At 68.9% G+C, this 22,047-nt stretch carries 20 protein-coding genes; 15 read left to right on the forward strand and 5 right to left on the reverse strand.

The features are described from left to right. The first annotated feature begins 88 nt into the window (after positions 1-88). The 7 genes from AZOLI_RS05165 to AZOLI_RS05195 all read left to right on the forward strand — a co-directional run bounded on the left by AZOLI_RS05165 (position 89) and on the right by AZOLI_RS05195 (position 7,510). Positions 89-1,501, forward strand: coding sequence for a DUF2066 domain-containing protein (locus tag AZOLI_RS05165; RefSeq protein WP_014247535.1), 1,413 nt, complete (start codon positions 89-91; stop codon positions 1,499-1,501). Continuing rightward, positions 1,498-2,058: a CDP-alcohol phosphatidyltransferase family protein gene (locus AZOLI_RS05170; RefSeq protein ID WP_014247536.1), complete on the forward strand. Its 561-nt coding sequence runs from the start codon at positions 1,498-1,500 to the stop codon at positions 2,056-2,058. The genes AZOLI_RS05165 and AZOLI_RS05170 overlap by 4 nt, the downstream gene beginning before the upstream one ends. After that, positions 2,055-3,122, forward strand: coding sequence for an AI-2E family transporter (locus AZOLI_RS05175; RefSeq protein WP_014247537.1), 1,068 nt, complete (start codon positions 2,055-2,057; stop codon positions 3,120-3,122). The genes AZOLI_RS05170 and AZOLI_RS05175 overlap by 4 nt, the downstream gene beginning before the upstream one ends. A 13-nt stretch (positions 3,123-3,135) precedes the next feature. Further along, entirely contained in the window at positions 3,136-3,858 is a 723-nt protein-coding gene (locus AZOLI_RS05180; RefSeq protein WP_014247538.1) for an HdaA/DnaA family protein, read from the forward strand. 21 nt (positions 3,859-3,879) lie between these two features. Beyond that, the gene (locus AZOLI_RS05185; RefSeq protein WP_014247539.1) at positions 3,880-4,659 is read left to right on the forward strand and encodes an SDR family oxidoreductase; all 780 of its coding nucleotides are present in this window, start codon (positions 3,880-3,882) and stop codon (positions 4,657-4,659) included. Between the two features lie 207 nt (positions 4,660-4,866). Further along, positions 4,867-5,349: a MarR family winged helix-turn-helix transcriptional regulator gene (locus AZOLI_RS05190; RefSeq protein ID WP_014247540.1), complete on the forward strand. Its 483-nt coding sequence runs from the start codon at positions 4,867-4,869 to the stop codon at positions 5,347-5,349. Between the two features lie 796 nt (positions 5,350-6,145). Beyond that, entirely contained in the window at positions 6,146-7,510 is a 1,365-nt protein-coding gene (locus AZOLI_RS05195; protein WP_014247541.1) for an ATP-binding protein, read from the forward strand. A gap of 75 nt (positions 7,511-7,585) precedes the next feature. Here the strand turns inward: AZOLI_RS05195 and hutG are convergent, their stop codons facing one another. Continuing rightward, positions 7,586-8,410, reverse strand: a complete 825-nt coding sequence (gene hutG, locus AZOLI_RS05200; RefSeq protein WP_014247542.1) for an N-formylglutamate deformylase — start codon at positions 8,408-8,410, stop codon at positions 7,586-7,588. A gap of 368 nt (positions 8,411-8,778) precedes the next feature. Here hutG and AZOLI_RS05205 point away from each other — a divergent pair, with 368 nt between their 5' ends. The 5 genes from AZOLI_RS05205 to AZOLI_RS05225 are packed head-to-tail and all read left to right on the forward strand — an operon-like array spanning position 8,779 to position 13,775. Then, positions 8,779-9,282, forward strand: a complete 504-nt coding sequence (locus tag AZOLI_RS05205) for a hypothetical protein (RefSeq protein ID WP_014247543.1) — start codon at positions 8,779-8,781, stop codon at positions 9,280-9,282. Positions 9,283-9,313: 31 nt separating this feature from the next. Then, the gene (locus AZOLI_RS05210; protein WP_014247544.1) at positions 9,314-10,537 is read left to right on the forward strand and encodes a membrane protein; all 1,224 of its coding nucleotides are present in this window, start codon (positions 9,314-9,316) and stop codon (positions 10,535-10,537) included. A 43-nt stretch (positions 10,538-10,580) separates the two neighbouring features. Further along, the gene (locus AZOLI_RS05215) at positions 10,581-11,822 is read left to right on the forward strand and encodes a glycosyltransferase family 4 protein (protein ID WP_244442528.1); all 1,242 of its coding nucleotides are present in this window, start codon (positions 10,581-10,583) and stop codon (positions 11,820-11,822) included. Next, positions 11,815-12,795 (forward strand): Wzz/FepE/Etk N-terminal domain-containing protein, encoded by a 981-nt coding sequence (locus tag AZOLI_RS05220; RefSeq protein ID WP_014247546.1) that lies wholly within the window; start codon positions 11,815-11,817, stop codon positions 12,793-12,795. The genes AZOLI_RS05215 and AZOLI_RS05220 overlap by 8 nt, the downstream gene beginning before the upstream one ends. After that, on the forward strand, positions 12,792-13,775 hold the full coding sequence (locus tag AZOLI_RS05225) for a glycosyltransferase family 2 protein (RefSeq protein ID WP_014247547.1): 984 nt from the start codon (positions 12,792-12,794) through the stop codon (positions 13,773-13,775). The genes AZOLI_RS05220 and AZOLI_RS05225 overlap by 4 nt, the downstream gene beginning before the upstream one ends. Here AZOLI_RS05225 and AZOLI_RS05230 read toward each other — a convergent pair. The 3 genes from AZOLI_RS05230 to AZOLI_RS05240 form a co-directional block, all read right to left on the reverse strand. Then, complete coding sequence (locus tag AZOLI_RS05230) at positions 13,685-14,152, reverse strand: helix-turn-helix domain-containing protein (RefSeq protein WP_014247548.1); 468 nt, start codon at positions 14,150-14,152, stop codon at positions 13,685-13,687. The genes AZOLI_RS05225 and AZOLI_RS05230 overlap by 91 nt on opposite strands. Positions 14,153-14,286: 134 nt before the next feature. Further along, positions 14,287-15,081, reverse strand: a complete 795-nt coding sequence (locus AZOLI_RS05235) for a glycosyltransferase (RefSeq protein ID WP_014247549.1) — start codon at positions 15,079-15,081, stop codon at positions 14,287-14,289. Beyond that, a complete protein-coding gene (locus AZOLI_RS05240; RefSeq protein ID WP_244442529.1) occupies positions 15,078-17,924 on the reverse strand; it encodes an SLBB domain-containing protein in 2,847 nt (948 codons plus the stop codon). Before AZOLI_RS05240 ends, AZOLI_RS05235 begins: the two co-directional genes overlap by 4 nt. Before the next feature lie 345 nt (positions 17,925-18,269). On the opposite strand from AZOLI_RS05240, the gene AZOLI_RS05245 reads away from it, so the two are divergent. Next, positions 18,270-19,304 (forward strand): histone deacetylase family protein, encoded by a 1,035-nt coding sequence (locus AZOLI_RS05245; RefSeq protein WP_014247551.1) that lies wholly within the window; start codon positions 18,270-18,272, stop codon positions 19,302-19,304. Between the two features lie 88 nt (positions 19,305-19,392). Continuing rightward, positions 19,393-20,028 carry a putative metalloprotease CJM1_0395 family protein gene (locus tag AZOLI_RS05250; protein ID WP_014247552.1) on the forward strand — a complete coding sequence of 212 codons (636 nt, stop codon included), beginning with the start codon at positions 19,393-19,395 and terminating at the stop codon, positions 20,026-20,028. A 30-nt stretch (positions 20,029-20,058) separates the two neighbouring features. Here AZOLI_RS05250 and aguB read toward each other — a convergent pair whose 3' ends face one another. After that, positions 20,059-20,967: an N-carbamoylputrescine amidase gene (gene aguB / locus AZOLI_RS05255; RefSeq protein ID WP_014247553.1), complete on the reverse strand. Its 909-nt coding sequence runs from the start codon at positions 20,965-20,967 to the stop codon at positions 20,059-20,061. Positions 20,968-21,513: 546 nt separating this feature from the next. Between aguB and AZOLI_RS05260 the strand changes: the two genes are divergently transcribed. Next, positions 21,514-22,029, forward strand: a complete 516-nt coding sequence (locus tag AZOLI_RS05260) for a MarR family winged helix-turn-helix transcriptional regulator (protein WP_014247555.1) — start codon at positions 21,514-21,516, stop codon at positions 22,027-22,029. Positions 22,030-22,047: the final 18 nt, after the last annotated feature.

The following is a 22,047-nucleotide window of genomic DNA, read 5'->3' on the forward strand; positions in this document are numbered from 1 at the left end:
CTGGGTGCTGATGGTATCCTCGCTTGGGCTGAGCTATATACCGGGCCTTGGGCTCGGGCCGAACATACTCGAATCGGAAGGCTTTGCAATGCTCCACCGCCGCCGCGCGCCGCTCCTCGCCGGTCTTGCTGCCATGTCCACCGCTCTGGTCCTGACCATGACCGGGCCGTCGGGCGCGCAGACCGGCTCCCCGCCGCCGGCCGCCGCCAATGCTGCCGCCCCTGCCGCCGCCAATGCTGCCATGCCGTCCGCCTCCGACCCCTTCGCGGTCTCCGGCGTCCGGGTCGACATCAACGGCAGCAACCCGACCACGGTCCGCGATCAGGCGATCCGCGAGGCGCAGGCCAAGGCCTGGGCGGAGCTCTACCGCCGCCTCGTCCCCGGCGGCACCCCGCCGCGCCTGTCGGACAATGAGATCGCCAAGCTGGTCCAGGGCTTCGAGATCGACGATGAAAAGGTGTCGGCCAGCCGCTATGTCGGCGCCATCACCGTGCGGTTCCGTCCCAATGCGGTGCGCGACGCGCTCGGCCAGAGCGGCGGCGCCACCCAGTATGTCGAGCCGCCGGCGCGCCCCTTCGTCGTCCTGCCGGTGACCCAGAGCGAAGGGCGCATCATCCTGTGGCAGGACCGCACCCCCTGGCGCGCGGCATGGGAAGCACGGCAGCCCGCCGCGTCCCTGGTTCCGCTGGTGCTGCCGGATGGTGAACTGTCCGACGCCCAGGCGATCAGCGGCGAGGATGCGGTCGCCGGCAATGCCGAGGCGCTGGGCCGCATCGCCCAGGCCTACAAGGCCGGCGGGGTCGTGGTCGCCCGCACCGATCTGCCGGCCAACGGCCCGGATCCGGCACGCGGCATGACGGTGGATGTCACCCGCTACGGGCTGGACGGCACACGCGACAATCAGGTCGTGCAGGTGAAGGGCGGCAGCAGCGCCGACGACGTGCTGACCCGCGCGGTCGCGGCGGTCGGCAGCCAGCTGGACGAGTCCTGGCGGCGCGAGCACACCACCGCGACCGGTCCGGAGCAGAACACCCTGGTCCGCATTCCGTTGTCGGCGGTGAACGACTGGGTAGAGACGCGCAAGCGGCTTTCCTCCGTCAATGCGGTGACCCGGACCAACCTCATCTCCATCAGCCGCAGTGAGGCGCTGATCACCCTGACCCATCGCGGCGATCCCGAGCAGCTGGCCCAGGCGCTTGCCCGCCAGGATCTGGGCCTTGCGCGCACGGCCGCGGCGGCGCCTGCCGGTTTTCCGGCCGCCAATCCCGGCGCGCCGCTGCCGGTTCCCGCCGCCGACTGGCAGCTGACGCTGCTGCCGCGCGGGTCGGGTGCCGCATCGGCCGGCGCCGTTCCGTCCTCCGCTTCGCCGGTTGCTTCCCCGATCTCGGCCTCTCCGACCTCGCTGGCGCCGTCGGCGCCGCTCGACGCCGGCGCGCCAGTCGGCACGCTGGGCGCGCCACCGCGCAATCTGGGAACGCTGCCGGCCAAGAGCCTGCCGTGAGCGTTCCGAACATCATCACCTTTCTGCGCATCCTGGCGGTACCGGCCGCGATGTACATGATCCTGACCGGCAGGATGGAGTGGGCCTTTGCCCTCTTCGTCGCCGCCGGCCTGTCCGATGCGCTGGACGGCGCCATCGCCCGCATGTTCCGGGCGCGCACGGTGCTGGGCGGCTATCTCGATCCGCTGGCCGACAAGGCGCTGATCGTCGGCGTGTACGTCGCGCTGGCCTGGGTCGGTGCGATCCCGTTGTGGCTGGCGATGATGGTGATCTTCCGCGACATCATGATCATCGGCGGCGTCATCCTGCTGTTCACGCTGAAGGAGACGCTGGCGATGCAACCGCTCTACATCAGCAAGGTGAACACGGTCGTCCAGATCGCGCTTGCTGCCGCGGTGCTGGCGCCGCCGGCATTGGGCCTGCCGGAGATTCATCTGTACGGGTGGGAAGTGGTCGATGTGCTGGTGTACGCCTGTACGGTGACCACCGTGCTGTCCGGCCTGCTGTACGCGCGGCGCGGCGCCCTGCTGTTCAACCGGCTCGGCGGTGTTCCATGACCGCGGCCAAGCAGCTCCGCTTCTGGCTGATCGGGCTAGGGCTGTTTGTCCTTGCCCTGTGGTTGCTGGCCGGCATGCTCCTGCCCTTCGTGGTCGGGCTGGCCATCGCCTATTTGCTCGACCCGCTGGTCGACCGGCTGGAGGCGGCGCGGCTGCCGCGCTGGCTCGGTACCACGTTGGTGTTGCTGGGATTCCTGCTGGTCCTGGTGCTGATGTCGCTGCTTCTCGTGCCGTTGGTGCAGGGGCAGATCTCTCATCTGCTGGAGGTGCTGCCGACCTACGCCACCCTGGTGAAGGAGCGGCTGATCCCGGCGCTCGACCGCTTCATCCACCGGCTTCCGGCCGACGATGTGGAGCGGCTGCGCGCCGCCGCCGGCAATTACGCAGGCGAGGTGGCGGGGATGGTGGGACGCATCGTCTCACACATCCTGTCGGGCGGGCTGGCGGTGTTCGACATCGTCACCCTGATGTTCATCACCCCCATCGTCGCCTTCTATCTGATGCGCGACTGGGACGTGATGGTGGGGAAGGTCGATTCGTGGCTGCCGCGCCAGCATGCCGAGACCGTGCGCGAGCAGGCGCGCGAGGTGAACATGACCCTGTCCGGCTTCGTGCGCGGGCAGGCGATGGTCTGCCTCGTGCTGGGCGTCTTCTATGCGCTGGCGCTGTCGGCGGCCGGGCTGGATTTCGGGCTGGTGATCGGCCTGATGGCCGGGATTCTGTCCTTCATTCCCTATGTCGGCAGCCTGTTCGGCTTCGTCGCCAGCACCGGGCTCGCCCTGCTGCAGTTCGACGAGCTCTGGCGGGTCGCCGTCGTGGTCGGCATCTTCCTGTTCGGGCAGGCGGTGGAGGGCAATGTCCTGACGCCGAAGCTGGTCGGCGACAAGGTTGGGCTGCATGCGGTCTGGGTGATGTTCGCCCTGCTGGCCGGCGGCAGCCTGTTCGGATTCGTCGGCGTTCTGCTGGCGGTTCCGGTGGCTGCGGTGATCGGCGTGTTGACCCGCTTCGCATTGCGACAGTATCTCTCAAGCCCGTACTACCGCGGCACCGACGCGGAACGCTGATGGGTGTGTCCGCATGAGCTTGCCGGCGCAGATACCGCTCGACCTCGGGCACCGGACGGCGATGGGCTGCGAGGACTTCCTCGTGGCGTCCAGCAATGCCGACGCGGTGGCGTGGCTCGACCGCTGGCCGTCCTGGCCGGCTCCGGCGCTGACCCTGTTCGGACCGGCCGGCTGCGGCAAGACCCATCTGTCCCAGGTCTGGCGCGCCCGCAGCCATGCCGTCATCACAAGGGGCGAGTTGCTCGACTCGGGCGTGGTGCCGGCGCTGCTGGAGCCCGCCAATGCGGTGGTGGTCGAGGATGCCGACGCGGTGTCCGGCAGGCCGGAGCGGGAAGAGGCGCTGTTCCACCTCTACAATCTTGCCCGCGAGCAGCATGGCCATCTGCTTTTGCTGTCGCGCAAGGCGCCGTCGCGCTGGCGCACGCGGCTGGCCGACCTGCGGTCCCGCATCAAGGGGGCGCCGGCGGTCGAGGTTCGTCCGCCCGACGACGCGCTGCTTGCCGCCGTGCTGGTGAAGCTGTTCGCCGACCGGCAATTGCGACCGGGGCTGGAGGTCATCACCTATCTGCTGGCACGGATGGAGCGGTCGCTCGACTTCGCCCGCCGGCTGGTGGCGGCACTGGACCACGCCTCGCTCGCCGCCCATCGCGGGGTGACCGTGCCACTGGCGCGCGAGGTCCTTTCGGAACTGCAACGGACGGAACCGCAACGATCCGGTTCCAAAACGACCCGCTGAGAACATAAGGAAGGGACGAGCATGGATCTGGGTATCGCCGGCCGCCGCGCCATCGTCTGCGCCGCCAGCAAGGGGCTGGGCCGTGCCTGCGCCTTCGCGCTGGCCCGCGAGGGCGTGCATGTCACCCTGACCGCCCGCAGCGCCGATGCGCTGGAGGCCACGGCGGAGGAAATCCGCAAGGCGACCGGCGTCACCGTGACGACCGCCCCCGGCGACATCACGACGGAAGAGGGACGGGCCGCGGCACTCGCCGCCTGTCCGGAGCCGGACATCCTGGTCAACAATGCCGGCGGGCCGCCGCCCGGCGATTTCCACGACTGGGACCGCGAGGACTGGATCCGCGCGCTGGACGCCAACATGCTGGCGCCGATCTTCCTGATCAAGGCGACGGTGGACGGGATGATCGCCCGCCGCTTCGGGCGGATCGTCAACATCACCTCGGCCGCGGTGCGGGCACCGATTCCGATCCTCGGTTTGTCGAACGGTGCGCGCAGCGGGCTGACCGGATTCGTCGCCGGCCTGTCGCGCCAGACGGTGAAGCACAACGTCACCATCAACAACCTGCTGCCCGGCCCGTTCGAGACCGACCGCCTGCGCAAGACCATGGAGGGCGGAGCCAAGGCCGCCGGCCGCAGCATCGACGAAGAGATGGACCTCCGCCGCAAGGGAAACCCCGCCGGGCGATTCGGGGATCCGGAGGAGTTCGGGGCAGCCTGTGCCTTCCTCTGCGCGGCGAGTTCCGGTTTCATGACCGGCCAGAACATCCTTTTGGACGGCGGAGCCTATCCGGGCACCATGTAAAGGGGCGGTCGAGGGACGGGAAAGCCCCCGCGTCTCAAGTTTGTCCCTCCAATTCGCATCAAAATCCGCCCATCGTCACAGGCCATTAAGAAACGACCGCGGGAAGGGGGCTTCGGCACCGCTTCCCCGGTCCGCCGGTTCGCAAGCGCGGCGGTGCCGCAGAGACCGGACAACGGCTGAAAAGCCACTGGCACAGGAACGATGAGCATGCAGCAGAGCGTGGCGGTCCCCGCGGTCTACACCGACCTTGGCCGCGTCATGGAAAGCATCACCCGCCGCTTCCTCGACGTGCTTCGGATGGAGCTGGCCCGGATCGGCGTGACCGACCTCAGCCCGACGCAGGCCCTGATGCTGCTGCACATCGGCACCGAGGAACTGTCGGTCCGCGATCTGCTGGAGCGCGGCTATTACCTGGGCTCCAACGCCTCCTACAATCTGAAGCATCTGGTGGAAGCCGGCTATGTCGACCGCAGCCCGTCACTGCGCGACCGGCGGGCCGCGCGGCTCAAGCTGTCGGAACAGGGGCTGGCCACCTGCGAGGCGCTGAAGAAGCTGGAAGCGGCGCGGGCCGACAGCCTGCTGCGCAGCGACAGCGACGGCGCCGATTTCGAGACCACCTACCGCACGCTGCGGCGGCTGGAGCGCGCCTGGACCGACCTGATCCGCTACGACGACGCCGATCCGGCCTGAATTCCGGCTGGAAATTTTCGAGCGTCCGACACGTAATCTTATACTCACCTACCTGTTCGATCTGTGTCCGGAAGGGAACAATCGGGCTCATAACGGGAACATAGGCAGAACTATGCGGTTGCCGTTCGGCGTCCGTTCTGGTAGCCATACTGGAACAAGACGCGAACAATGGAGGTTGGCATGTCGGTTCTGGCTTTCCTGCGTGAATGCATGACCCTCGCCCTGTTCCTCGCCGTGCTCTATGGCTGGGCAACGGTCGGGCCGATTCTGATCGGCTGAGCGGGCCTATGGCGTCGGGGCGGCAGCCCCGTCGGAAGAGGTCCCCGAACGAGGGATGCCGCGTCGGTATTATATCCGAAATCCCAGCCCACCCCGGCCGGCACAGCGCTTACATCGTGAACACGCGGAACCGTTCCTGGCCCGACAGAGAAGCCGAAAGGGGAACGGCTCCGCGAACGCCGACAACGCGTGGGGATTGGGACGGATGCGGAATTTCTTTCGGAAGCGTCGCTCGGCCGCTGTGGCGGACGAACGGATGCCGGCGGCTGGCGGTGCGGGTCTCGGCGGTAGCGGACTTGGTGGCGGCCCGGCCGGCAGCGGCCTTGCTGGAAACGGTCCCTCCGGCAGTGGAATGGGCATGACCGGACCGGGAATGTCTGGGCCGGGGATCTCAGGCCCTGGGCCTGCCGCCGCCAACTTCCCCAATACACCCGGATTCTCCCGGCCCGGCGGGACGCTCCTGCGTCCGGTCGACGGGGGGCATGGCGGAGGACTGGGACGCGGCGGGTTCGAGGCGATGCGCGGTCCCGCAGCACCGCGTCAGCCCGACATCATCGACAACGACGCCACCGGCGACCGCCGCGGCCACATGTTCCCGCAGCCCGGCGGGCGCGACGCAGAAAGCGAGCACGACCTGCCGCGCTTCACCATGTCGGTCAACGGCGGCTATCGCGGCGGCATGGGCGCCAACGCGCCCGCCATGCTGAAGGGCCTGACGCCGGAGCTGAACGGCCTGCTGCGCGAAGCCTTCACCCCGACCCGGCCGAAGCAGCAGTTGAACGGGCTGTTCATCGGCCGCAACGACACGCTCCGCCGCATCATCTCGGCAATCGAGGAGGAGAGGGCGCATGTCATCCTGTATGGCGACCGCGGCCGCGGCAAGACCTCCGTCGCCAATGCGATCGAGAAGATCGCCGGGCAGGCCGGCTATCTGTCGTTGAAGCTGACCTGCAGCGGCGAACTGAGCTTCGAGGACATCTTCAGGCACTTCCTGAAGAAGATTCCTTCCACCTATTACCGCTCCGCGCTCGACAACCCGTTCGCGGCCCGTCGCAACTTCGCCAGCCTGAACGAGCTGCTGCCGGACGGCACCTTCAGCGTCACCGAACTGAACGAGGTGCTGGCTGGCATCCACGCCACCCATGTGTTGCTGATCCTGGACGAGTACGACCGCGTCCTGGACGAGGATTTCCGCAACAAGCTGGCGGAGCTGTTCAAGAACCTGACCGACAGCTCGATCCCCGTCACCCTGCTGGTGGTCGGCGTCGCCGAGAATCTGGACCAGTTGCTGGGCAAGCATCCGTCGATCCAGCGGTCGCTGGTGCCGGTGCATCTGCCGCTGATGACCGATCAGGAGATCGGCCGGCTGATCCAGGCCGGTGCCCAGAATGCCGGGATCGAGTTCGCGCCCGACGTGGTGCGGCGGATCGCCGAGTTCGTGCGCGGGCTGCCTTACTACGCCCAGCTTCTCGGCCTGCATGCGGCGCGCAGCGCCGTCAGCCGCGGCAGCAAGCTGGTGGAGCGGCCGGATCTGGCCTATGCCGTCGCCCGCTGCCTGCAGGAGGCCGAGCGCGGCATCGTCGAGAGCTATGCCCGCGCGCTGGCCGCCGACCGCCGTGCGGAGCTGGAGGACGCGCTGCTGGCCGCCGCCCTGTGCCCGGCGGATGCCTATGGCGTGTTCGACCCCGACGATCTGGCGGGCGAAAGCGGCGAGTTGCCGAGTGCCGCGACGCTGGACCTGCTGAAACGCCTGACCCGCGAGGACCATGGCGGCGTCCTGGCCCCGATGGTGGAGCCGGGCCTGGAACGGTACCGCTTCCGCAATCAGATGATGCGTCAGTACGTCCTGATGCGTCAGGCGAGCGAGCGCGGCCAGATCTGATCCATCCCCGATCAGGCCGTCCTTCGGCCCTTCCCCGGCAACGGGGGAGGGCCACTCTTTTTCAGGGGAGCCGCGTTACAGATAGGCGGCGCGGCGTCTGCCGGTGGCCTTCTGCCACGACCATTCGACGACCGCGCTCATCAGCCGCTCCAGCCCCGGCTTCACCTCGGCCGCCAGATCGGGGCGGAACCGGTAGGGAGCATCCTCGTCCATATAGGTGGACTGGGTCAGCTCCAGCTGGATGGCGTGGATGTTCTCGTCCGGCTTGCCGTAGCTGCGGATGATGTAGCCGCCGCGCATGCGGCCGTTCAATGCGGCAGAGTAACGTTCCGATGCCGAAAGGACATTCATCAGACGGGCGACCAGCGGCTGTGCGGCGCTGCTGCCGTCGCCGGTCCCCAGGTTGAAGTCGGGCAGGGTGCCGTCGAAGAAGCGCGGAACCCGGCTGCGCACGGAATGGGCGTCGAACAGCACCGCGACCCCGAAGCGGTCGCGCAGGGCGCGCAGCTCGCTGTGCAGCTGGTCGTGATAGGGGCGCCAGTAGGCGCCGACCCGCCGTTCGATCTCCGTCCGGTCGGGCTCGTGGCCGGGGCGATAGATCGGCGCACGGTCGAAGCTGGTCAGCGGGCAGAGTTCCGTCGGATCGAGGCCGGGCTGGGCGACGAGACCGTTGGGATCGCGGTTCAGGTCCACCACGTAGCGCGAACAGAGCGCTGTCAGGAAACCGATTCCGAGCGCAGGGGCGAAATGATACAACCGGTCAAGGTGCCGGTCGACATCGGGCTGCGCCAGCCCGTGTTCCGTCATCGTCGCGGCGATGTCCGGTGGAATCAGGGTCCCGACATGCGGAATGCTGAGCAGGACCGGCGTTTCGCCTGGCTGGAAGCGGAAGGTTTCCATGGCTCGTCTCGTTACGGGAACGGCTGGCTCAGGGCTGTGTGCAGTGCGGCAGCGACAGCCGGTGGACTATGGGGCGCGTTGCCGTATTCCGTCAAACACATTGCGTTTTATTGAAACCTGCGGTGACGGCGCACAAGGTGACCCTGTCCTTCCGAACCGCATTCCCTACCAACGCGCACCGAATTGGCCGTTGACCGGACGCTCGACTTGCCGGACACTCCCGCGAAATCGGCGACCGCCCGGCAGAAGGCGGCGCCCAGCACCGGATCGAGCTGTCCCCCGGCGACCGGACCGAAGACTTCCAAAACACACGGCGCCCCGATTTCGCAGCCCCGGTGACGAAGCAACGCAGCAGGGGAGAAGCGACCATGAACACCGCCACCCGTCTTGGCGCGGCCATGCCCGGCCGGCGCCAGATCTTGTTGCCGCTCGCGCTGGCACCCGTCGCCGGCTGGGCGGTATGGGCCGCCGGCACAGCCGATGCGCCCAGCCACCCCGCCGGACCCTTCCACCTGCCGCTGGACGAGACCACGGCGCTGTGGCGCGACCTCGGCGCGGTCCGGCTGGGGGGCCTTGCCGGCGATCCGCAGTTTCCGGTCAAGGTCTCCGCCCTGGACGGCCGTACCGTCACCGTCCGCGGCTTCATGGTTCCGCTGACCGGCGGCACCGCCCACAACCGCTTCATCCTGTCCGCCAATCCGATGGGCTGCCCCGCCTGCGAAAGCCCCGGACCGGCCGGCATGATGCATGTCCACTCCTCCATCGCCTTACCCTCCACCAGGGAACCGGTGACGCTGACCGGCACCCTGCGCCTGCGTCCGCAGGAAGGGCTCTTCTACCGGTTGGATCGCGCCGAACAGCGCTGGGCCTGACCCGCAAGGCCGCTACGCCGCCGGTGCGGCGGTGACGGCGGCGACCGGGCTTCCCCTGGCTTCGGCGGCGGCCATGGCGGCGGCACTGCTGCTGTATGGCGGCGTCAGCGTTCCGGCGCCGCCGTCCCTGCGCTGGGGCGAGGCCGCCATCGGCCTGCTGATCCTGCTGTCCATCGGCTGGAGACGGCCCCTGATGGTGGCGACCGGCCATGCCCTGCGCGACTCGGGCGATGCGGCCTGGATGCCCGTTGCGGTCGCCGCGCTGGGCTGGCTGCTGTGGGTGCCGCTGCTGCGTGGGGCGTCGCTGGGCTGGGAGGCGGCGGACATCCTGCGCGACGTGGTGCCGCTGTTCTATCTGTTCCTGCCCGTGCTGCTGGTTCCCGCGTTGCGGCGCGCCGGCGCCTGGGCTGTGCGCCTTCTGGCCGGCGGGCTGGCGCTTGCCGGGCTGCTGCTGGCCTTGCGCTGGTGGAAGCAGGCGGATTGGGGGTTCGGTGCCGTCGGCACGCGGGCGATGGCGGATGGGGGTTCCTATCTGCTGAATGCCCCATCGGTGCTGTTCGCCGCGGTGGCGTTGCCGGCGCTGGCGCTTTCGCTGGCGGCGGCCGGGGGATCGTTCAGGCGCTGGATCCCGGCACTCGCCTGCGCCGCCGGGGGAGCGCTCTGCCTCGGCGCCCTGGCGGGGGCCGTCCACCGCACCGCCCTGGGGCTGGCGGCGCTGTCGCTGGCGATGGTCGCCCTGTGGTGGGTGCGGCGGCGCCCCTGGCTGGCGGTGCCGCTGCTGCTGGCGGCCGGCTTCGTCGTCCTGCCCGCCGGGGATGCGCTGGTCGGGGCCTGGCAACAGGTGGCGGAGAAGACCCGGCTGACCGGGGCCAACACGCGCTGGGAGGAAGCGGCGGCGGTGATCGACCATGCCGTCTCGTCGCCCTGGGCCCTGCTGTTCGGCGATGGGTGGGGAGCGCGGATCGCGAATCCGGCCGTCGGTGGATGGCGGGTCAGCTACACCCACACGCTGGTCAGCTACAGCCTGTTGAAGACCGGGCTTCTGGGCATGCTGGCGCTTGCAGCCTATCTGTGCGCCCTGGTCCGTCCCTGGCGCCGCCTGCTGGCCGAGGATCCGCCGCTGGCCATGGCGGTGGTGCCGCCACTGCTCATGGCGCTCTGCCTCCATACCAGTTTCAAGTATCTCGACACCGGCGTCATCCTGTCGCTGATGCTTTTGGCGTCCGAACTCAGGAAAGGGTTGTCCGAGCCATAGAGCGCAAGCATACTTTCGCGTGCAATTCAGGCTTTGGTGCGCTGTGACGCTCGGCAGACCTTCCATCCTGTTCGTCAATCGGGTGTTCCCGCCGGACCGCGGGGCGACCGGGCGTTGCCTTCACGATCTGGCGACCCGTATGGCGGCTGCGGGCTGGCGGGTCACGGTGGTCGCGGATGGCGCGGAGTCGCGCGTCGATTCGCCGGCGGGCATCGCGCTCCATCGGACCGGCGGCAATGTGCCGGAAGGGGAGCGGCCGGACGCCCGCGCGTATCTCGACTCGCTGTGCCGACTGACCGGCCTCGCCCTGCGCCTGCCGCGCCACGACGTGGTGGTGACGATGACCGACCCGCCGATGCTGGCGCTTGCCGGGCCGATGTTGGCTGCACGCCACGGCGCGGCATCGCTGCACTGGTGCCAGGATCTCTATCCGGATCTGCTGCCGGTGCTGGGGGTGCGCATGCCGTCGATTCTCCGCCGGCTCGCCGGGCGGGGCATAGCCCGGGCATTGCGCCGTCACGACGGTGTGATCGCAATCGGACGCTGCATGCGCGACCGGATCGCGGCCATGGGCGTGAAGGGGGAGCGGCTGTGCCTTCTGCCCAACTGGCCCGATCCCGTCATCCGCCCTCTGCCAAAGCCGGGGAACGGATTCCGCAACTTGCCGGGGGGCTTGGAAGGTGAAAGCCGCTTTCTGGTCGCCTATTCCGGCACGCTCGGCCTCGCCCACCCGATGGACGGCGTGGTGGAGGCGGCGGCACGGCTGCAGGACAGCGACCCGACCATCCTGTTCCTGCTGATCGGGGAGGGGCGGGGATTCGCCGCGGTGGAGGGGGAGGCGCGTCGCCGTGGCCTGCGCAACCTGCGGCGCATACCCTGGCAGCCGGCCGACCGGCTGGCGGAGAGCCTGTCGACCGCCGACCTGCATCTCGTGACGATGCACCCGGCGGCGGAAGGGATGCTGGTGCCGAGCAAGCTGGTCGGCGTCCAGGCGGTGGGGCGCCCCTGCCTGTTCCTGGGGCCACGGGGGAGCGAAGCCGCCGCGCGGGTCGGCGGCTGCGGACTCGTCATCGATCCGTTCGACGGTGCTGCCATCGCCGATGCGGTCCGCTCCTATGCCGCCGATCCGCTGCGTTGCGCGGCAGAGGGCGCGCACGCCGCCCGCCAATCCGCCGCCTGGACGGCCGACGGCGCGGCAACCGCCTTCGCCGCTATCGCCGAACGCCTGCTGCCGGCGCGGCGGATCACCCCGCCGATGATCGCAAGGCCACTGCACAATGCCTGACGGCGCGCTGACTCACCCCGACGCCATGACGCTGCGGCTCCCCATGACGGATGGGGGGGGCGATCTCCGCCGCCTTGTGCGCATCCTGCGGCAGGGCTGGCGCTGGCTTCTGGCCGGTGGGTTCGGCGGCATCGCGCTTGCGGTCTGCGCGCTGTGGCTGGTTACGCCGGCCTATACGGCGGCGATGGTGATCGGCCCGACCGCACGGGTCGGGTCCGCCGCCATGGGTGCGCGCGTGCCGACGCTGAGCGGACGCGACTCCGCCGCGATGGCCGAGCCGGGTGCCGGCGACGAATCGCTGTCCGACTTCGCCCGCTATCTGGAACTGTTCGGTTCCGGCCCGGTGGCGGAACAGCTGGCGCGCGATCCCAGGCCGCTGCAGGCCCTGTTCCCGGACCGCTGGGACGCGGAGACGCAACGCTGGCGCCCTCCCCTGGGAGTGATTCCGGCGGTGAAGCGCACGCTGCTGGCGCTGGTCGGCCGGCAGGATTGGGTGGAACCGGACGGGGAGCGGGTGGCACGCGCCCTGCGCGACCGGCTGGTGATCGACATGCTGCGCTCGGGACCGATGCGGCGGATCACCCTGCGCCATTCCGACCGTGCCACGGCGCTCGACCTGCTGGGCCGCGTCGCCGCCGCCACCGACGCCCATTTGCGGGCGGAGGCGGCACGGCGCAGCGCCGCCCAGATCGCCCACATCAAGGACCGGCTGGGTGCCGTCACCGTGGCCGAGCACCGGCAGGCCTTGAGCGACCTGCTGCTGGACCAGGAGCGCGTGGCGATGATGATCGGGGTCGATCTGCCCTTCGCCGCCGACATGATCCAGCCGCCCGGCGCCGCCGCCCTGCCGGACTGGCCGAATCCGGCGGTGGTGGTGCCGCTGGCGGGACTGGCCGGTTTGATCGCCGCCTGCTTCTGCCTCTCCGCCCGCCATGCCCTGCGGGATGGATGCGCGGGGGAGGCGGCGCGATGACCCGGATTCCCGTTTCCGTCGTGGTGATGACCCGCAACGAGGCTGTGAACCTCGGCCCTTGCCTGATGGCGCTGACCCGCTTTGCCGAGTGCTTCGTGGTCGACAGCGGCAGCGACGACGGGACGCCGGACATCGCCCGATCCTGTGGCGCGAAACTGGTGCGTTTCACCTGGAACGGCCGCTATCCCAAGAAGAAGCAATGGTGTCTGGACAATCTGCCGCTGGCCCATGACTGGGTGCTGTTCGTCGATGCGGACGAACGGCCGACCGTGGCATTGATCGAGGAGATCGTCGGTCTGATGGCGGGCAGTCCGCGCCATTCCGCCTATTGGATCGATGGCCGTCCGGTCCTGCGCGGCCGGGTTTTGCGCTTCGGCTGCTGGAACCGCAAGCTGGCTCTGCTCCACCGCCGCCAAGTCCGCTTTCCCGATCAGCCGGACCTGGATGTCGCCGCCATGTGGGAGGTGGAGGGCCATTACCAGCCGCTGGTCGCCGGCACGACGGGACGGCTGCGGCACCCGATGGACCATGGCGATGCCAAGCCGCCGTCAGCCTGGTTCGACCGGCACAACCGCTATTCCGACTGGGAGGCGGCCTTGCGTGCCGACGGCCGGATGGAGCGGTTGATCGATGGCGAGCCCGCCGATGGCGGCTTCTGGCGCCGGCGAACGCTGAAGCGATTGTTTCAGCGCCTGCCCGGCCGTCCGCTCTGGGCCTTCCTGCATGCCTATGTGCTGCGCCTGGGCGTCCTAGACGGCACAGCGGGGCTGGATCACGCGTTGGGACGCGCGTTCTATTATTGGCAGGTCGGGCTCAAGATGCGGGCTGCCGTTCAGGCTCAGGCTTCCGCCGCGCGCCTTCCGTCGGGCCGCTCATCTTCGCCGAGCGCTTATTCCTCGACCAGTGCGATGCGGTCGCCGCCCAGCGCCTTCAGCAGGTCGAAGGTGCGCTTGCGCACGCCCGGATCCTCGATCCGGTAATAGGCACGGACCAGCTCCAGCGTTTCACGGCGGGCCATCGATTCGAACTCGTCGGTCTCGCTCGGGCTTTCGGCCGGCGCCTCGGCGGTGAGCTGGTCGGGCGACGGCATGTCGTCGAAGAAGTAGCTGACCGGCACGCCAAGAACCTGGGAAAGGTTGTAGAGGCGGCTGGCGCTGATGCGGTTGGAGCCGCGCTCGTATTTCTGCAGCTGCTGGAAGGTGATCCCGACCGCCTCGCCCAGCTTCTCCTGGCTCAGGCCGAGCAGGGTGCGGCGAAGCCGCAGGCGGGCACCGACATGAATGTCGATGGGGTTGGGACCTTCGCCGCGGCGCGACAGAGTGTGGGCGGGGGCGAGTTTGGTCTTGGTCGCGCTCATAAGTCGTACCTCGAAGGGAAAGCCAGAGGGAAGGCGCCGCGAGAATGCTTAGTTCAGAAAGTAAATTCTATGCAACCATTTGTGCGCATCAACGGTCCGTTTGGGTGGATGTGGGAAGCCACACGCGAAAGACATTAAGTTTCCGGGCATCGGAAACGTAATTTCGCGTAAGCCGTGGGAAAAAGTTGACGCCCTGCCAGTGCGACTCGCTGCAACGCGGTGATCGCCGCCGCAAACAGCGGGCGCTGGCCCAACTGCATGCGCCGAATCGCTTCCTGTTCACGCCGGCCGGTGGCGGCATCGCGCTGAGACAGGCCACCGGGGGCGAACAGACAGATGGGCCACCGCAGCCGGATAGCCGGTCCGCGACCCAGGGCGCCAAGCGTGAAGGCATAGTCGGCCGCGATCCTGAAAGCGGGGTCGAAACGAAGCCTTGCCAGGGCAGGTACGCTGTAGATCATGGCCTGATGATGCGTGAACATGCCGAAAGCCGCCCAGCGGTGGGACCGCGCGCGCTTCAACAGGATACGTCCGTCGCTCTGCCGCTCCAGCGCATCGCCGTAAAGGAGGGCGGCGCCGGGATGGCGGCCGATCGCCTGCAGCAACCGCATGGCGCTGTCCGCCGCGGCCAGCCGGTCGCCGGCATTCAGGAACAGCACATGGCTGAATCCGAGGCGCCGGGCGGCATCGAGCCCATCGTTCATCGCCGCATAGAGCCCCCGATCCAGGGCGGACCGCCACCAGACCGTTTGGTCGGCATGGTCCGCCAGCCATTCGGCGGTGCCGTCGGTGGAGCCGCCGTCGGCGACCAGCCAGGCGACCTGCGGTCCCAACTGCCCCTTCAGGCTGTCATGGGTATCGATCAGGCCGGCGCGGTCGTTACGAACCACCGTCAGAATGGCGAGGCGGAGAGGGGATACCTTGCTCATCGCGCGATCACCGAAACGGAAGCGGCGGTGATGGCAAGCTGGCTCAGGATGTTGCCGAAGGTCTTGGCGACGTCGAGCCCATCGAAGGGCCGCGGGTCGCGCGGCACCACCAGCATGGAGCCGGGCGGTATCGTTTCCACCCGATGGTTCCAGGAGGACAAGGCCAGACTACGCGCCCTGCCGTCGGGCAGGATCAGGAAGCTGCGTCCGGTATCGGCATCACGGGTCGGACCTCCTGCCTCGCTCAGGTAATCCTCCGCGCTCTTGCCGCTGACGAACTGGGCGGCGGTGGGGTGCAGGACCTCGCCGGCGACCGCGACGGTCAGCGGCCGCTTGGGGATCACGATGCGGTCGTCGGGTTCCAGCAGCGGATCCAACTCGGGCCGTGTGCGCAGGACCGCAGGATCCGCCTCCACCACCACGCGGCCCAGCGGTTCCGCACCGCGAAGCTGGGCGGCGAGCTGCCGCGCCAGCGCGACATTTTCCGCCTTCACCGGCTCGCCCTTTTCCACTTCCAGGGCCAGCGTGCGTTCCAGTTCCCGCGCCTGACGCTGGAACTGCTCCTTCTCGCGGCGGCGCTCGCTCTCGCGGGTCAGGACGGCTCCGGCCGGATAGGCGTCTTCCAGCAGGCCGCCGGCCCGTGCGATCAGGGAGGACAGCGTCTCGCCGCGCCCGATATCGTAGCGGCCGGGCCGGCGCACCGCCCCATCGATGGCGACCGCACGCGACTCGAGCGCCTGTGGCCGCGGATTGACCCGCAACGCGTCGCCGGGACCGGCCATGCGCGTGCCGTCGCGCCCGAGATCGACGATGCTGCGGCTGCCGGTCACTGCCGTGAGCTCCGCTGCGGCCGGATCGGCATCGGCCGACAGCCCGCCCGCGACGGCGACCAGTGCGGACAGCGGCGTGCGGTCGGCGACCGGATAGCCGCCGGGATCGCGTACCGCGCCGCGCACCTGCACCGTCCGCTCGCCGATCAGCGCGACGATGGCGGGATCGAGCAGTGCGGCCAGCATCGGCGGTTCGTCCGCCGCCTCGGCCTCGGCCGATTCGGCGGAGGTCGCATTTGTGCCGGCATCGGTGGGTTTGACCAGACTGCGGATATCCTCCGCGGCGAACAGGTGGATGCGGTCGCCGTCGGCAAGTCCACGGTCGGCACGCCCGGCAGCGACCTCCTGCGGCGAGAAGGGCAGATAGACACGGGTCAGGCTGCGCCGGTCGTAACGCTCGACGATCCCCAGCAGCGGATAGACATCGCGCTTCAGGGCTTTCCCCTCCGCCAGCGCGCCGCGCAAGGTCGTTCCCGCCGTCAGGCGGCGCGTGCCGGGACGGCGGACATGGCCGATCAGCTCGTATTGCGGTGCATCCGATTCGACGATTGTCTCGCCGGCGCCGCCCTTCTCTGGGGTGGCGGCGCCAGCGACCGGATAGAAGCCCGGGCGCGGCACGCCGGACAGGCGAAGCACCGCATGGCGGAGCGCCAGGGGAAGCAGGTCGGGCACGGCGGCGAACAGTGGCGGGCAAGGCATGCGCGCGCCGGTCAGCCCGGCAGCGGCGCGTGCCTGCGGGCCGGTGGCGAGCGGTCCATCCGGTTCGGCGGCAAGGCTGCGGGCCAGCGCGACCAGACCGGGGCAGGCGCCCTCCGGCGGTTGCCGCTCCCCGCGAAGCAAGGCCAGCACCGGCTCCGCGGTCAGGAAATCGATGTCGCTCGCCCCGAGCACATGGAGGATATCGCCCTCGGCCAACCTGCGGCGGTCGCGCCCGTTCAGCACGGCGGAGAGATCGACCGGGTGGAGGGTTCGCGATCCCGTGGCCGAGTTGCCGGTGGCCGAGTCGCCGGTCTCCAATGCCGCGAACGGCAGATAGGGGGCGGGCCGCAGATCGCTGCGGGAGAGCAGTCCGCCAATGGTCCCGGACTGCGGAAGGGCGCGCGGGCCGGGGCGCAGGACATGTCCCTCCAGCCGCACCTCGTCGCGGCGGTCTTCGCGCAACGGGGCGAACAGCAGCAGGTCGCCGTCGCCGAACCGGCGGGTATTGGCGTCCGCGATCTCCTCGGTGGTTTCCTCGCCGGATGGACCGATGCCGAAGCGCAGCAGCCGGGCGCGGCCGGGTCGCAACGCCCCGCCGGCCAGATCGCGCAATTCGGCGGCCGACAGCTGACCGCCGCCGGGAGGCAGCTCATAGATGCCCGGCCTCCTGACCGGACCGGCGATGCCGACCGTGGCGCCCAGTGGCGGAACGAACAGGCGGTCGCCGTCGCGCAACGGCCGATCGGCATTGCCGGCCTCCCCGGCCAACTGCAGGGCATACAGGTCCACGGCGATGCTGCCGCCTGCGCGCATCAGGCGGATGGCACGCAGGCTGCCGCTCCGCTCCACGCCGCCGGCCGCCGACAGGGCGTCGAGAGCGGTGGCGAAGGCGCTGACCTCCTGCCGGCCCGGGTTCCGCACGGCACCGGTGACCACCACGCCGATCCGCCGAACCTCCGCCAGGGTCGCGAAAGCTTCGGTGTTGGGCCAGGTGGCGGCAACCGCGGCGGCAAGTTCCCGCCGGAGGGCGTCCAGCGACAGGCCCGCGGCGGTGACCGGGCGGAGGTCATCCACCACCAGCTGGCCGTTGCGGTCGATGGCGAAGCGTTTGCTGAACGACTTCTGGCCGCGCAGAGTCACCGTCACGGCATCGCCGGTGTTCAGCACATAGTCGCCCTGAACCGCACCCGGTGCGCTTTCGTCGGTGACTGCCGAAACGCGGGCGGGGGCGAACAGGTCATAGCCGAACTGACGCAGCGGTTCGCCGGCGCGGGCGGAAAAGGCGGCTTCCAGAGCTGAGGCGGAGGGCGGCAAAAGACCATCGCTTCGCGTCGGCCCGGCGGCCAACACGGCGAACGCCCACAGCAAAGGCACCGTCCCCGGCGCCAAACGGGCGAATATCCTGCACGCAGCAGACAGCATCGATGTCAAATATCCGGCCATTCACCCGCTTTCGGCGAGCAAAAATTGATGAACACTATCGAATGCATTCGACCGGAAGGCAATGGTCAGCATCCAGGGCGCCATGCAAAAGGGCGGCATCCGTGCGCATGGGGGTGAGGCTATCATGCGCCGTCCGCCCGCCGCGCTGCCGCGGCGGGACGGTGGAGCGGCCAAGCACCGGCAATGGACGCCGGAAAACACAAGGATGCCAGTGGCGTGATCGTCATCCACAGCGAAGAGCACCGGCTGCAGGCCGGACGGTCCGAACTCAACGACGGCCAGCTCGTCCCCTGTTACGAGAAGCCGGCGCGCGCCGACATCGTGCGGGCGCGGATCGAGGCGGTTGGGCTGGGACCCATCGTCGAACCCACCCGTCACGGCCTGGCTCCGCTGGAGCGGGTGCATGACGCCGGCTATCTCGGCTTCCTCCAGACCGCCTGGGACGAGTGGGTGGAGGAGCATGGCGCCGACATCGATGCGCTGCCGCTGAACTGGGTGGCGCCGGGCATGTCGCGGCGGCGGGTGCCGCGGTCCATCGACGGGCGACTCGGCTTCTATTCCTTCGATGCCGGGACACCGATCACCGCCGGCACCTGGCGGGCGGCGACCGCCGCGGCGGACAGCGCGCTGACCGGCACCGACCGGCTGCGGGCCGGCGACCGCAGCGCCTTCGCACTCTGCCGGCCGCCGGGCCACCATGCCGGGCATGCGTTCTACGGCGGCTACTGCTTCCTGAACAATGCGGCCGTCGCGGCGCAGTCCTTGCGCGACGGCGGGGCCGCGCGGGTGGCGGTGCTGGACGTCGATTACCATCACGGCAACGGCACGCAGGAGATCTTCTGGGAACGCGGCGACGTGCTGTTCGTGTCGATCCACGCCGACCCGCTCGACGAGTTCCCCTATTTCTGCGGTCATGCCGACGAGACCGGCGCCGGGGCGGGCGAGGGGGCGAACCTGAACCTGACGCTGCCCTGGGGCACCGACTGGACGGGCTACTCCCAGGCGCTGGCCGCGGCGGCAGCGCGAATCCGGGGGTTCGGGGCCGACGCGCTGGTGCTGTCGCTGGGCGCGGACACCTATGGCGGCGATCCGATCTCCCGCTTCCGGCTGCTGTCGGAGGATTTCCTGCGCATGGGGTCCGCCATCGCCGGCATCGGTCTGCCGACGCTGTTCGTGCTGGAAGGCGGCTATGCCGTCGACGATCTCGGCGTGAACGTCGCCAATGTGCTGACCGGCTTCGAGCAGGGGTGAGCGGAACCTGAGAGGACGAGTCGGTCTTTCCGTTGCCGGTGCGGCCGATTCGTCCTAAATTGAATGGAGAACCGGACCCTTCTCGAGGATGTGGGCGGTGGCCGCCGACCTATCCATCTCCAGCCTGTCCATCGGGACCTATGCCACTCCGCGCAGCCAGCCGGCGCGGGGGGAGGGCAGGAGCGCGTCCGGCGCCAAGGACGGCGGTGGGTCCGCCGGGCCGACCGACACGGTCGCGCTGTCCGACGCCGCCCAGCAGCAGGTCCAGAAGCTAAAGCAGGTCGACGCGAATGTCCGCCAGCATGAGGCGGCGCATCAGGCGGCCGGCGGCAGCCATGCCGGCGGCGCGTCCTTCACCTACACGCGCGGGCCGGACGGCAAGAACTACGCCACCGGGGGCGAGGTTCCGATCGACGTCAGCACCGAGTCGGAGCCGGCCGCAACCATCGCCAAGATGGAGCAGGTGAAAGCGGCTGCCCTCGCCCCGTCCGATCCGTCGCCGCAGGACATGAGAGTTGCCGCCCAAGCCGATGCTGCGAAGCTGAAGGCTCAGGCGGAACTGCGCCGGCAAGGCGGAGAAGGACAAGGTGGAGAGGGGCAAGGTGGAGAAGGGCAGGGGCGAGAGCGGCAGAGCGCGGACTCCCCGGCCGGACGTGCCGCCGCGGCCTACGGAGCGGCACAGTCCCTGGGCTATGCCCAGTCGGGCAGGGGGCTGACGGTCTGACGTGGGGCGGCGATGGGGCCGCCGCGACGCTCAGCGCCGCGGCGTCGTTTCTCCATCCAGGGTCAGCAGCGCGCCGTACAGGTCCGGACGGCGGTCGCGGAAGACGCCCCAGGAGGCGCGCTGGGCGGCGATGCGGTCGAGGTCGAAGGTCGCGGTCAGCACCGTCCGGCTTTCGCGGTCGGCCTGCGCCACGATCTCGCCCTGCGGCCCGGCGATGAAGGACGAGCCGTAGAAGGTCAGCGCGCAGCTTTCCCCCTGTTCCACCCCGACGCGGTTGGAAGCGACGAGCGGCATCAGGTTGGCGCCGGCATGGCCCTGCATCACCCGGGTCCAATGACCCTGGCTGTCGATGGAGGAGTCCTGCGGCTCCGATCCGATGGCGGTCGGGTAGAGCAGGATTTCCGCCCCCTTCAGCGCCATGATCCGGGCGGTTTCCGGAAACCACTGGTCCCAGCAGATGGCGCAGCCGACGGTGGCGTAGCGGGTCCTGAACACCGGGATGCCGGTGTCGCCGGGGCTGAAATAGAACTTCTCCTGATAGCCCGGTCCGTCCGGGATGTGGGACTTGCGATAGATGCCCAGCAGGCTGCCGTCGGCATCCACCATTGCCACCGAGTTGTAATAGGCGTTGCGCGCCTTTTCGAAGAAGCTGACGGGGATCACCACCGACAGCTCGCGCGCCAGCGACTGCATCCGTCCGATCACCGGATGGCCTTCGGCCGGTGCGGCGAGGTCGAACAGCGACTGCTTCTGATCCTTGCAGAAATAAGGGGTCTCGAACAGTTCCTGCGGCAGGATGATCTGCGCGCCCTTTGCAGCAGCCTCCCGAATCAGCGATTCGACGCCGTCGACGTTGGCGGCACGGTCCCAGCTGCAGGCCATCTGGGTGGCGGCGACGGTGACGGTACGGGACGGGGGGACGGTCGGCGAAGCGGTCATTGCGGTCGCTGGCTCCTGTTGCGGCAAGTGACTGTGGAGAGTGACACCTGTGTGACCAAAGGTCGCGGCGGATACAAGCGGCAGCGTTGGGCTCTGCTGGATTTTAGCGAAATGTTCACATTTCACCGGCTCGACGACACGATTTACCAAATAAAAACGGCCCAAAAGGTAATCTTCGCGACCTGCATCATATGCGGATATGGCGGGCAGCGCTTGATCCGAAAAGAACGCTTCCACACAAGGCGGCTATGCACCGTATCGGTGCCACTGTTCTGCTTAAGCTGGATGGAAACTGCCGAACCCTTGACGGACATATCATTGCATGCCTGCGACCGATGGCTGCGCAATTGATTTGCGCTTTGCACACAGCACGTTATGATTGGATGACGCAGCCAGGACCATTCGTGTCAAGGTGGTATCACCTGGAAGGCATGGATCCGACCGACGCTTTGCCGCCAGGTACCCTCACGGGCAACCGCCCGGCGCTTGCACCCGGTGGGCGGGAATGGTTGTTGGATTGGTAACGACGGCAGAGAGATTGTCGGTATGGAGGCGTCTGTCAAGGGGTGGGAGCCGGAGCGCCCCGACGGTTCGGAGGATGCGGCCGGTTCGGCCGACGGTGCTTTATCGTTCGTCGTCCGTGACGTGAACCGCGCATTCGCCCGCGCTCTGCAGACGCGCATCGCACGATCGGGCGTCAGCATGGGGCAATGGTTCTTCCTGCGCGCCCTGTGGGAGGAGGACGGCCTGACCCAACGCGAACTCAGCCACCGCGTCGGCATGATGGAGCCGACCACCGTCACCGCCGTCAACGTGATGGAAGGGCAGGGTCTGGTCCAGCGCGTGCGCAACAGCCACGACCGCCGCAAGATGAACATCTTCCTGACCGACAAGGGCCGGGCGCTTCGCGATTCGATGATGCCCAGCGCGTCGGAAATCGCTCAGCTCGCCATTCAGGGCATCACGCCGGACGAGCTGGATCTGACGCTGGACGTGCTGCGCCGGGTCGGCGCAAACCTCAACGCCGCAGCGGCGTCCGCCCGCGACGGCGAGGACGAGTGAACCGGGCGGCCTTCCGCC

The organism is Azospirillum lipoferum 4B (genome assembly GCF_000283655.1).
Taxonomy (GTDB): domain Bacteria; phylum Pseudomonadota; class Alphaproteobacteria; order Azospirillales; family Azospirillaceae; genus Azospirillum; species Azospirillum lipoferum_C.

What these genes read in the sequence shown, in the direction of transcription:
- AZOLI_RS05165 (WP_014247535.1), top strand. Translation starts at nt 89, where the DNA reads ATGCTCCACCGCCGCCGCGCGCCGCTCCTCGCCGGTCTTGCTGCCATG.
- AZOLI_RS05175 (WP_014247537.1), top strand. Translation starts at nt 2,055, where the DNA reads ATGACCGCGGCCAAGCAGCTCCGCTTCTGGCTGATCGGGCTAGGGCTG.
- AZOLI_RS05180 (WP_014247538.1), top strand. Translation starts at nt 3,136, where the DNA reads ATGAGCTTGCCGGCGCAGATACCGCTCGACCTCGGGCACCGGACGGCG.
- AZOLI_RS05185 (WP_014247539.1), top strand. Translation starts at nt 3,880, where the DNA reads ATGGATCTGGGTATCGCCGGCCGCCGCGCCATCGTCTGCGCCGCCAGC.
- AZOLI_RS05190 (WP_014247540.1), top strand. Translation starts at nt 4,867, where the DNA reads ATGCAGCAGAGCGTGGCGGTCCCCGCGGTCTACACCGACCTTGGCCGC.
- AZOLI_RS05195 (WP_014247541.1), top strand. Translation starts at nt 6,146, where the DNA reads ATGCGCGGTCCCGCAGCACCGCGTCAGCCCGACATCATCGACAACGAC.
- hutG (WP_014247542.1), bottom strand. Translation starts at nt 8,410, where the DNA reads ATGGAAACCTTCCGCTTCCAGCCAGGCGAAACGCCGGTCCTGCTCAGC.
- AZOLI_RS05205 (WP_014247543.1), top strand. Translation starts at nt 8,779, where the DNA reads ATGAACACCGCCACCCGTCTTGGCGCGGCCATGCCCGGCCGGCGCCAG.
- AZOLI_RS05220 (WP_014247546.1), top strand. Translation starts at nt 11,815, where the DNA reads ATGCCTGACGGCGCGCTGACTCACCCCGACGCCATGACGCTGCGGCTC.
- AZOLI_RS05225 (WP_014247547.1), top strand. Translation starts at nt 12,792, where the DNA reads ATGACCCGGATTCCCGTTTCCGTCGTGGTGATGACCCGCAACGAGGCT.
- AZOLI_RS05230 (WP_014247548.1), bottom strand. Translation starts at nt 14,152, where the DNA reads ATGAGCGCGACCAAGACCAAACTCGCCCCCGCCCACACTCTGTCGCGC.
- AZOLI_RS05235 (WP_014247549.1), bottom strand. Translation starts at nt 15,081, where the DNA reads ATGAGCAAGGTATCCCCTCTCCGCCTCGCCATTCTGACGGTGGTTCGT.
- AZOLI_RS05250 (WP_014247552.1), top strand. Translation starts at nt 19,393, where the DNA reads ATGTGGGCGGTGGCCGCCGACCTATCCATCTCCAGCCTGTCCATCGGG.
- aguB (WP_014247553.1), bottom strand. Translation starts at nt 20,967, where the DNA reads ATGACCGCTTCGCCGACCGTCCCCCCGTCCCGTACCGTCACCGTCGCC.
- AZOLI_RS05260 (WP_014247555.1), top strand. Translation starts at nt 21,514, where the DNA reads ATGGAGGCGTCTGTCAAGGGGTGGGAGCCGGAGCGCCCCGACGGTTCG.